At 36.9% G+C, this 6,938-nt stretch carries 7 protein-coding genes; all 7 read left to right on the forward strand.

Features of this window, described 5'->3' with window-relative positions:
* Window positions 1-174: 174 nt before the first annotated feature.
* Window positions 175-1,065, forward strand: coding sequence for a ubiquinol oxidase subunit II (gene cyoA, locus CEX73_RS02510; RefSeq protein ID WP_101627020.1), 891 nt, complete (start codon window positions 175-177; stop codon window positions 1,063-1,065).
* A 50-nt stretch (window positions 1,066-1,115) separates the two neighbouring features.
* Window positions 1,116-3,119, forward strand: coding sequence for a cytochrome o ubiquinol oxidase subunit I (gene cyoB, locus CEX73_RS02515; protein WP_101627021.1), 2,004 nt, complete (start codon window positions 1,116-1,118; stop codon window positions 3,117-3,119).
* The gene (locus CEX73_RS02520) at window positions 3,097-3,714 is read left to right on the forward strand and encodes a cytochrome o ubiquinol oxidase subunit III (protein WP_101627022.1); all 618 of its coding nucleotides are present in this window, start codon (window positions 3,097-3,099) and stop codon (window positions 3,712-3,714) included. The genes cyoB and CEX73_RS02520 overlap by 23 nt, the downstream gene beginning before the upstream one ends.
* On the forward strand, window positions 3,711-4,043 hold the full coding sequence (gene cyoD / locus CEX73_RS02525; RefSeq protein ID WP_101627023.1) for a cytochrome o ubiquinol oxidase subunit IV: 333 nt from the start codon (window positions 3,711-3,713) through the stop codon (window positions 4,041-4,043). The genes CEX73_RS02520 and cyoD overlap by 4 nt, the downstream gene beginning before the upstream one ends.
* Before the next feature lie 36 nt (window positions 4,044-4,079).
* Window positions 4,080-4,970 carry a heme o synthase gene (gene cyoE / locus CEX73_RS02530; protein WP_101627024.1) on the forward strand — a complete coding sequence of 297 codons (891 nt, stop codon included), beginning with the start codon at window positions 4,080-4,082 and terminating at the stop codon, window positions 4,968-4,970.
* Between the two features lie 64 nt (window positions 4,971-5,034).
* Window positions 5,035-6,411, forward strand: coding sequence for an MFS transporter (locus CEX73_RS02535; RefSeq protein WP_101627025.1), 1,377 nt, complete (start codon window positions 5,035-5,037; stop codon window positions 6,409-6,411).
* 28 nt (window positions 6,412-6,439) lie between these two features.
* Window positions 6,440-6,938 (forward strand): 2-dehydropantoate 2-reductase N-terminal domain-containing protein (locus tag CEX73_RS02540; protein ID WP_311195407.1); only part of this gene is annotated, 499 nt, incomplete at its 3' end.

The raw sequence follows: 6,938 nt of genomic DNA on the forward strand, positions 1-6,938 counted from the left end.
TTGACGATTTTGTTGATTTCTTAAATCGATTGTCAAATTGCTATAATTGGTATTATTAGTGATAAGTAAATGTTTAAGGTAAGTAAGACTATTAGCCTGTTTACAGTACTGCAACCTTGCCGTAAAATAATATTTCAACATGACATTCCGTATCTTTTGTTAAGGTCTTTTTAGATGAGACTCAAAAAAAACCATAATAGTATTACTATACTGTTTATAATAATAGCAATAGGGTTACTCAGTGGTTGTAGTAATGTTGTGTTAATGAATCCTAAAGGACAGATTGGACTAGAGCAACGCACACTTATTTTAACCGCGCTAGGGCTAATGTTGATTGTAGTTATACCAGCTATAGCAATGGCTATCATCTTTGCTATTAAATATCGTGCATCAAACATTAAAGCTACTTACAGTCCTCACTGGTATAACTCCGCTAAAATAGAACTAATAGTATGGTCGATACCTATCCTTATTATTCTATTCCTGGCGACTATAACCTGGAAGTCGACTCACGTACTAGATCCGTATAAACCGATTGCGTCAGCTACAAAACCGATAATGATTCAGGTAGTAGCGCTGGATTGGAAATGGTTATTTATTTATCCGGAATACGGCATAGCGACAGTCAATGAAATAGCTTTTCCTACTAACGTACCGATTCATTTTGATATTACTTCTAACTCAGTAATGAACTCTTTTTTCATACCACAGTTAGGCGGGCAAATTTATGCTATGGCGGGTATGAACTCTACTCTAAACCTTATGGCTAATGAGCAGGGAATCTATAAAGGTATCTCATCTAACTTTAGTGGACGAGGTTTCTCTGGTATGAAATTTACCGCCATTGCAACCCCAGATGATCAGTCTTTTCATCAATGGATGCAAAAAGTTAAAATGTCGCAGCATCAACTTAGTACTATGTATGATTATGAGCACTTAGCAGCACCTAGCGAAAACCATCCAGTGGAATATTTTTCAAGCGTAACATTCGATCTATTTCATAAAGTGATAGGCAAGTTTATGGGTCAAGATGGTAGCATGGCTTATCTTCATAAATCAGGATAAAGATCCTCGTATGTTAAAAACATCTCACATAGGTCTTCAGGAATAAAAATATGTTCGGAAAGTTAACGCTAAATTCTATTCCTTACCACGAACCTATCATTATGGTAACGGTAGTTTCTATTCTGATAATTAGCATAGCACTAGTCTCTGCTATTACTTATTTGGGGAAATGGCAATATCTTTGGTATCATTGGTTCACATCAGTAGATCATAAAAAAATAGGTATAATGTACATTATAGTAGCATTTGTTATGCTACTACGTGGCTTTGTTGATGCCATCATGATGCGCTCGCAACAAGTATTAGCATCTGCAGGTGATGTTGGATTCTTACCTCCACACCATTACGACCAGGTGTTGACTGCCCATGGTGTGATCATGATAATATTTATGGCTACACCTTTTGTGGTAGGTCTGATGAACTTAATCGTACCGCTGCAAATAGGAGCGCGTGATGTGGCATTCCCATTTTTAAATTCTCTTAGCTTTTGGCTATTTATCGTAGGTGTTATCCTTATTAATCTTTCCCTAGGTGTAGGTGAATTTGCCCAAACAGGTTGGGTTGCTTATCCACCTTTAGCATCTCAAGAGTACAGTCCTGGTGTAGGAGTTGATTATTGGATCTGGAGTATCCAGATCGCTGGTATCGGTACTACCTTGACCGGAATCAATTTTTTCACTACCATCTTACGTATGCGTGCCCCCGGCATGACAATGATGAAAATGCCAGTATTTAGTTGGGCTGCACTATGCACTAACGTACTTATAATTGCAGCGTTTCCTATTCTAACTGTAACTATAGCATTGCTAACCCTAGACCGCTATATCGGCACTCATTTTTTTACTAATGATATGGGTGGAAATGCAATGATGTATATTAATTTATTCTGGGCTTGGGGTCATCCAGAAGTTTATATTCTTGTGCTACCGGTGTTCGGTATTTTTTCAGAAGTAGTGTCAACTTTTTCGAAAAAACCTATATTTGGTTATACCTCACTAGTATGGGCGACCATAGTTATCACTCTACTATCGTTCTGTGTTTGGTTGCATCATTTTTTTACTATGGGTTCAGGTGCCAACGTAAATGCTTTTTTTGGTATTATGACGATGATTATTGCTATACCAACTGGAGTAAAAATTTTTAACTGGCTTTTTACTATGTACCAAGGTCGTATTGAATTTCATTCATCGATGCTATGGACTATTGGTTTTATTATAACTTTCTCTATTGGTGGTATGGCTGGAGTGCTGTTAGCAGTGCCAGGGGCTAATTTTGTTCTGCATAATAGTCTATTTCTAATTGCGCATTTCCATAATGTCATCATTGGTGGTGTAGTGTTCGGCTGCTTCGCAGGTATGAATTATTGGTTCCCTAAATTTTTTGGTTTCACTTTGAATGAAATGTGGGGCAAACGAGCGTTTTGGTTCTGGATCATAGGTTTTTACCTAGCCTTCATGCCTCTTTATGCATTGGGCTTGATGGGTATGACTCGTCGTTTAAACCAAGATATTGACCCAACATTTCATACTATGTTGATCAGCGCAGCTGGAGGCACAATGCTCATTGCATTAGGTATATGTTGCCAGGTAATTCAAATTATAATTAGCGTGCGCGATCGTGATAAGAATCGCGATCTAACCGGTAATCCGTGGGGAGGCAAAACTCTAGAATGGACAACATTTTCTCCTCCACCTTTCTATAATTTTGCTATATTGCCACAAATAAATAATCATAGTAATGATTTATGGCAGAGCGAAGATCACGAAACAGACCAGAAACAAAAACAATATCAACCTATTCATATGCCGAAAAATACTAGTGCAGGTATTATTATCTCAGCTTTCTGTCTAATAATAGGATTTGCTCTAATTTGGTATATTTGGTGGTTAGCTCTAGTAAGTTTAATAGGCATGGTTATAACCTGGATCATTCATAGCTTCAACGAAGATGTTTATTATTATGTTGCGTTGGAAGAAATTAAGCATATCGAAAATCAGTATGGAACAAAAATTAGTGAAGCTGGCTTAAATAATGTCAAATACGAGAATCTATAATCATGAAACTGCCCATACTCAATCTGGGCACCAAGATGCAGGAGCTCAAAAAATTTTCGGCTTCTGGATATATTTAATGAGTGACTGTATTCTGTTCGCAACTTTGTTTGCAACTTATGCCGTATTAAGGAAAAGTGTAGCAGGAGGCCCATCTGGCAAAGATATTTTTGAATTACCGGTAATGCTAGTTGAAACCTTCTGCCTATTATTTAGTAGTCTAACTTACGGTATGGGCATCTTAGCTATGCACCGTGCTAAAATAAGCCAGGTTAATACCTGGCTATTCTTAACATTTATTTTGGGTCTATGCTTTATTAGCATAGAACTAATGGAGTTTCATAACTTAGTTGCGAAAGGATTTGGTCCTAATCGTAGCGGGTTTTTGTCAGGCTTTTTTGGTCTTGTTGCGACACATGGTGTTCATGTAATTTCAGGTTTAATCTGGATTGTCGTTATGATGGTGCAAATATCTAGTCGCGGTCTTACTTCACTAAACCAGACTCGTTTGCAATGCCTAAGCCTTTTCTGGCATTTTTTGGATGTAATATGGATTTGTGTATTTACAGTAGTGTACTTAATGGGAACACTTTCATGAGTTATCGAAACACAAAACATACCAGTTCCAACTGCCATGGCAGCTATAAAACTTATGTAATAGTTTTTTTTCTGTCTATTATCCTGACGATAATTCCATTTGCCATGGTTATGAATAGTTACCTTACCAAAAAGACACTGATGGCAGTATTAGTTATCTGTGCCGTAGTTCAGATTGGGTTACATCTTATTTTCTTCCTCCACCTAAACACTTCATCTGAGCAACAGTGGAATCTAATAGCATTATTTTTTACTGTGTTGATTATAACAATCCTTGTTGTGGGCTCTTTATGGATTATGTGGCATTTAAATTTAAATTTAATGAGTTAATTATTTAACTATTTATTTTTATTTACATTAATTGTTATGATAAAACAGTACCTGCACGTAATCAAACCAGTAATTGTTTTAAGTAATGTAATTACTTTTATTGGTGGATTTTTACTGGCTTCAAACACTTCAAAAACAGAGATTAATTATCTTATTTTCTTTGCTACGCTGATCGGAGTTTCATTAGTAGTAGCTTCAGGCTGTGTATTTAATAACTTCATTGACCGTGACATAGATCGGAAAATGGAAAGAACTAAAAATAGAACACTAGCAAAAAGATTACTGCCTATAACCAATTGTCTTATCTACGCAACTATTTTAGGTATTACTGGTATTATATTATTATATATTTCGGCTAACTTATTAGCTATGTGGTTAGCCGTGATTGGTTTTATAGTATACGTTGGTTTTTATAGTATGTATATGAAACGGAGATATGTGTACAGTACTATGATAGGTAGTTTAGCTGGTGCGGTGCCACCGGTCATTGGGTATTGTGTAGTAAGTAACAAGTTTGATACCGGAGCACTTATTTTATTGCTGATTTTTAGTATTTGGCAAATGCCACACTCTTACGCTATTGCTATTTTTCGTTTGAAAGATTATGAAACAGCTTCAATTCCCGTTTTTCCTATTAAACGAGGGATTGCAGTGACCAAAAATCATATTACCCTATATATTATAGGGTTTATGTTTACCACAATAATGCTTTTTTATAGCGGTTATGCTACTAGCTATCAGTATTTAATTGTCATGACATTAGTTAATATCTGGTGGCTTTTGATTGCTTTGCAGGGATATAAATACGCAAATAATGATCAAGTATGGGCAAGACAGCTGTTTATTTTATCCATTATTGCTATTATCTCATTGAGCGTGATGATGTCAGTAGACGGAATTATGCTGGTTTCTCACTTCCATCTCTAATTAGAAAATCCTACTCGAGTTAGAGACGAAGAGGTATTTATGAACTTTAATCAAATTACTAACAATGACTAACATAGAACTACGTGCCATCTGGGGGTTAGGCGCAGTTTTAACATTACGCATACTAGGTATTTTTATGGTTTTGCCAGTGTTAACTACTTATGGTATGAGGCTACAGGGTGCTAACGAATCGCTGATTGGTTTAGCAATAGGTATTTATGGCTTAGTACAATCAATATTTCAGATACCATGTGGTTTAGTTTCTGATCGATTAGGCTGTAAGCCTCTTATAATCAGTGGGTTATTAATATTCACGCTAGGTAGTATCATTGCTGCACTAACTAACTCTATTTGGGGCATAATTATAGGTCGCGCTTTACAAGGCACCGGCCCTATCACTGCTGCCGTTATGGCAATGCTATCAGATTTAACTAGAGAAAAAAATCATACTAAAGCGATGGCTTTTATCGGTATAAGTTTTACTATAGCTTTTGCTACTGCAATCGTATTGGGACCAATTATTACTAATGCTATTGGCTTTAGCGGTCTGTTTTGGGGTATTGCTGCTTTAACGTTAATAAGTGTAACTATTATAATTAGTGTGGTACCAGTATCACATCGTCATACGCTTAACCGAGAGTCAAGTATTATACGCAGCAGCTTTAGTATCATTCTCACTCATGCGCAGTTACTAAAACTTAATTTAGGTATTTTCTGCCTACATGCCATACTAATGTTAAATTTTATCGCTTTACCGCAGATTATGACTTATGCCAGCTTTTTACCAGCAGATCAGTGGAAAGTGTATTTAGTGGCACTACTAGTTTCATTCGCTGCCGTAGTACCTTGTCTCATCTACGCCGAAATGAAGCGTAGCATAAAACCAGTATTTATTGGCGGAGTGACTACATTACTGTGCGCAGAAATAGTTTTATTAGATACTGGTAACCATCTCTGGGTCATCTTTACCGGAATTGAGTTATTTTTTTTCGCATTTAATGTTATGGAAGCTATTTTGCCTTCGCTTATAAGTAAGGAGGCGCCAGCAAGCCTAAAAGGTACTGCTATGGGTTTTTACTCTACTAGCCAATTTTTAGGTGTTGCCTTCGGTGGTATCGTGGGGGGTTGGTTGTTTCAGTTACTAGGAGCTTCGCTGGTTATTTTAGCGGGCGTGATCGTAGCACTGCTATGGTGGTTAGTTAGTATGACCATGCATGAACCACCTTATGTTACTAGTCTACGTATTACTTTGCCACGACAGAATACTGGGACGACAGAACAACTAATGCAACTTCTATTAGCTGAGCCAGAAGTAACAGAAGTAATAGTTATACCCGAAGAAGAAAGTGCTTATATTAAAATTAATACCAAACAGATAAATAGCATAGTACTTAATAAAATTAATCAAATCGTTACTCGTAACGATATGACAATCGAATAAAATTATCTACGGTCAAGGTAAAAATCAAGTGAAAGTGACTGTGCTTGGTTGTGGCGCGCTAGGACAGCTATGGCTCGCAGCATTTTACTGCCAAAAGCATAGAGTTCAAGGATGGTTACGAGTACCAAAACCTTTTTGTACTGTTAATATAATTAATCAGTCTGGAGCAGAAAAGAGTTTGCAATTACCAGCAAATAATGCACAACTCTTAGCAGACAGCGAACTATTACTAGTAACACTAAAAGCTTGGCAAGTATCCAAGGAAGTACGAAAGTTACTCCCACAATTACGATCAGATTGTGTTATCCTACTGATACATAATGGCTTAGGTACTAAAGAAGAATTACCAGAGTTAGTTCAACCGCTATTACTGGGAACGACTACTCATGCTGCTTACTCTCAAAACGGAAACATTTATCATATCTCTGCAGGTATTACTAGTATAGGTCCTGGTAATGTACATGGCGAATTAGCCTACCAACTTTCTGAAGTACTACACAATGCCCAACCGAAAGTAACTTGGCATG

The organism is Candidatus Palibaumannia cicadellinicola (assembly GCF_002855795.1).
Lineage (GTDB): Bacteria > Pseudomonadota > Gammaproteobacteria > Enterobacterales > Enterobacteriaceae > Baumannia > Baumannia cicadellinicola_C.